The organism is Aeromicrobium sp. PFPM2_SD2, assembly GCF_057364525.1.
Genome location: NZ_JBNFNZ010000274.1, coordinates 1 through 3,529, shown reverse-complemented (window position 1 = coordinate 3,529; position 3,529 = coordinate 1). Strand labels below are relative to the sequence as shown.

Genomic DNA, 3,529 nt, shown 5'->3' with positions numbered 1-3,529 from the left:
GGTGCACGACGAGCTCGTGCTCGAGGTCGCCGCGGGCGGTCGCGTCGGCGACGCGTCCGAGCTCGCCCACCACGGCGCGCAGGGCGGCGTTCTCGGCCTCCAGCGCGAGCTGAGCCTGACGTCGGCGTCCGATCCTCATGCGCTCGCCTCCAGGCTCCACACCCACGCGTCGTAGTCGGTGCCCTGCTCCTGGAGGTGCTCGGTCAACCAGGTGCGCGACGCCTCGGCCGCGGCCGGGCCGGGCAGCCCCGCCTCGTGGCGGCGCATCTCGGCGTACACCTGCTCGACCGCGGCGAGCGCGGACCGGCGCGGCGCCCGGCGCATCGAGTGGTACCCGACGATCGCGCCGGAGCGGTCGAAGGTGGGGGTGACGTGGGCGAACACCCAGTACGCGACGCCGTCGTGCGCGAGGTTCTTCACGTAGGCGAAGATCTCCTGCCCCGCCTGCACCCGCTGCCACAGCACGGCGAACACGCCGCGCGGCATGTCGGGGTGGCGGATCAGGTTGTGCGGCTGCCCGATCGCCTCCTCCTCGGTGAGGTGGCTGAACCGCAGGAACACGTCGTTGGCGTACGTGAGCCGTCCCTGCAGGTCGGTCTTGGTGACGATCAGCTCCTCCTCCTGGAGGTGCCGCTCGACGCCGGTGGGCGCGATGGTGGGCGTCATGGTTCCTTCCGAGGCGGACACGGTTCCCCGCGCGACCATCGGCCGGGACTCCGCACCGCTTGAGCGGAAGTGACCTGGGTCACCGGCTCACTCGACCGGCAGCCCCAGGCCGCGGGCGATGAGCATGCGCTGCACCTCGGACGTCCCCTCGCCGATCTCCAGGATCTTGGCGTCGCGGTAGAACCGGGCCACCGGGTACTCCTCCATGAAGCCGTAGCCGCCGAAGACCTGCGTGGCGATGCGCGTCGCCGTCACGGCCGCCTCGGACGTGTAGAGCTTGGCGATCGACGCGGCCTGCTTGAGCTCCTTGACCGGGGCGCCGGCGTCCTTCATCGCGGCGGCGCGGTAGGTCATCGTGCGCCCGACCTCGGCCATGACGGCCAGGTCGGCGACCTGGAACGCGACGCCCTGCTTGGCGCCGATCGGCTTGCCGAACGTGGTGCGCTGCCCGGCGTACTCGACGCACAGGTCCAGGCAGGCCTGGACGCAGCCGACCGCCAGCGCGGCGATGGCGATGCGGCCGTCGTCCAGCGTGGCCAGGAACTGCGCGTAGCCGCGGCCGCGCTCGCCCAGCAGGTGGTCGGCCGGCACGCGGACGTCCTCGAGCGTGAGCGGGTGGGTGTCGGAGATGTGCCAGCCGAGCTTGTCGTAGGGCGCCTCGGCGGTGAACCCCGGCGTGCCCGCGGGCACCATGATCGCGCTGATCTCCGGACGCCCGCGCTCGTCGGTGCCGGTGCGCGCGGTGACCGTGACGAGCGAGGTGATCTCGCTGCCGGAGTTGGTGATGAACTGCTTGGCGCCGTTGACGACCCACTCGTCGCCGTCGAGCTCGGCGCGGGTGCGCGTGGCGCCCGCGTCCGAGCCGGCGCCCGGCTCGGTGAGGCCGAAGCCGGCCAGCCGCCGCCCGGCCACGAGGTCGGGCAGCCAGCGCTCCTGCTGCTCGGGCGTGCCGAAGGTCAGGATCGGGTTGATGCCCAGGCCCACGCCGGCCTCGAGCGTGATGCCGAGGGACTGGTCGACCCGGCCGAGCTCCTCGATCGCGACGCACAGACTGGTGAAGTCGCCGCCGGAGCCGCCCAGCTCCTCGGGGGCGGTGAGCCCGAACAGGCCCATCGCGCCCATCTTCTGCACGACGTCGACTGGGAAGTGGTGCGCCTTGTCCCAGGCGGCGACGTGCGGCGCGACCTCGGCCTGCGCGAAGTCGCGGACGGCGTGACGGAAGGCCTGGTGCTCGGCGGACAGCTCGAAGGACATGCCCGCAGGTTAACAGGCATTAACCGAGGCGGGAAGACGCCCGGGTTACCTACCTCACACGGTGCCTCTCCGGGGCCAGGCCTAGACTCGGGACGCCTGTCGACACCGAGGAGATTTCCGTGAGCAAGCCGCTGTCCAAGGTCCTGATCGCGAACCGCGGCGAGATCGCCGTCCGGGTCGTCCGCGCCTGCAAGGACGCCGGCATCGCGAGCGTCGCGGTCTACGCCGAGCCCGACCGTGACGCCCTGTTCGTCCGCCTCGCCGACGAGGCGTACTCGCTCGAGGGCGCGACGCCGGCCGACTCCTACCTCTCGATCGAGAAGATCGTCGACGTGGCCCAGCGGAGCGGCGCCGACAGCGTCCACCCCGGCTACGGCTTCCTGGCCGAGAACGCCGACTTCGCCCAGGCCGTCCTCGACGCCGGGCTGATCTGGATCGGTCCCCCGCCGGCGGCCATCGACGCGCTGGGCGACAAGGCCAAGGCCAAGCAGATCGCGCAGAAGGCGAACGCGCCGCTCGCGCCCGGCACCAAGGAGCCGGTCAAGGACGCCGACGAGGTCGTCGCCTTCGCCGACGAGGTCGGGCTGCCGATCGCCATCAAGGCCGTCTTCGGCGGCGGCGGCCGCGGCCTCAAGGTCGCCCGCACGCGCGAGGAGATCCCCGAGCTGTACGAGTCGGCCGTCCGCGAGGCCGTCTCGGCCTTCGGCCGCGGCGAGTGCCTGGTCGAGAAGTTCCTCGACAAGCCGCGCCACGTCGAGACCCAGTGCCTGGCCGACAGCCACGGCAACGTCGTCGTCGTCTCCACCCGCGACTGCTCGCTGCAGCGCCGCCACCAGAAGCTCGTCGAGGAGGCGCCCGCGCCGTTCCTGACCGACGACCAGCTCGAGCGCCTGTACGCCTCGTCCAAGGCGATCCTCAAGGAGGCCGGCTACGTCGGCGCCGGCACGTGCGAGTTCCTCGTCGCCCGCGACGGCACGATCAGCTTCCTGGAGGTGAACACCCGCCTGCAGGTCGAGCACCCGGTCTCCGAGGAGGTCACCGGCCTGGACCTGGTCCGCGAGATGTTCCGCATCGCCGCCGGCGAGGAGCTGGGCTACGACGACCCCGAGATCCGCGGCCACTCCATCGAGTACCGCATCAACGCCGAGGACGGCGGCCGCGGCTTCCTGCCCGCGCCCGGCACCCTCACCCGCTGGAACCCGCCGTCGGGCCCCGGCGTGCGCGTCGACGGCGGCTACACCGAGGGCGAGACCATCCCGGGCTCGTTCGACTCGCTCGTGGCCAAGCTGGTCGTCACCGGCGCCACCCGCGAGCAGGCGCTGGAGCGCTCGCGCCGCGCGCTGGCCGAGTTCGAGGTCGACGGCATGCCCACGGTCATCCCGTTCCACCGCTCGGTCATCGAGGACCCGGCCTACACCGCCGAGAACGGCTCGTTCGACGTCTACACGACCTGGATCGAGACCGACTACGACAACCAGCTCGAGCCCTACTCCGGCGGTGCCGCCGAGGGTGACGAGGCCGGCGAGCGCGAGCGCGTCACGGTCGAGGTCGCCGGCAAGCGCGTCGAGGTCGTCCTGCCCGCGGGCTCGGCGCCCAGCGCGGCCCCGGC

3 protein-coding genes are annotated in these 3,529 nt (G+C 72.3%); 1 reads left to right on the top strand and 2 read right to left on the bottom strand.

The genetic code is table 11. The features are described from left to right. Window positions 1-135: 135 nt before the first annotated feature. Both AC2W7G_RS11960 and AC2W7G_RS11955 read right to left on the bottom strand, forming a co-directional pair. Entirely contained in the window at window positions 136-666 is a 531-nt protein-coding gene (locus AC2W7G_RS11960; protein ID WP_485868638.1) for a PAS domain-containing protein, read from the bottom strand. 87 nt (window positions 667-753) lie between these two features. Next, the gene (locus AC2W7G_RS11955; RefSeq protein WP_485868637.1) at window positions 754-1,920 is read right to left on the bottom strand and encodes an acyl-CoA dehydrogenase family protein; all 1,167 of its coding nucleotides are present in this window, start codon (window positions 1,918-1,920) and stop codon (window positions 754-756) included. Window positions 1,921-2,033: 113 nt separating this feature from the next. Between AC2W7G_RS11955 and AC2W7G_RS11950 the strand changes: the two genes are divergently transcribed. Further along, window positions 2,034-3,529 (top strand): acetyl-CoA carboxylase biotin carboxylase subunit (locus AC2W7G_RS11950; RefSeq protein WP_485868639.1); only part of this gene is annotated, 1,496 nt, incomplete at its 3' end.

Coding starts and splice junctions, on each gene's coding strand:
- AC2W7G_RS11960 (WP_485868638.1), bottom strand. CDS start 666: ATGACGCCCACCATCGCGCCCACCGGCGTCGAGCGGCACCTCCAGGAG.
- AC2W7G_RS11955 (WP_485868637.1), bottom strand. CDS start 1,920: ATGTCCTTCGAGCTGTCCGCCGAGCACCAGGCCTTCCGTCACGCCGTC.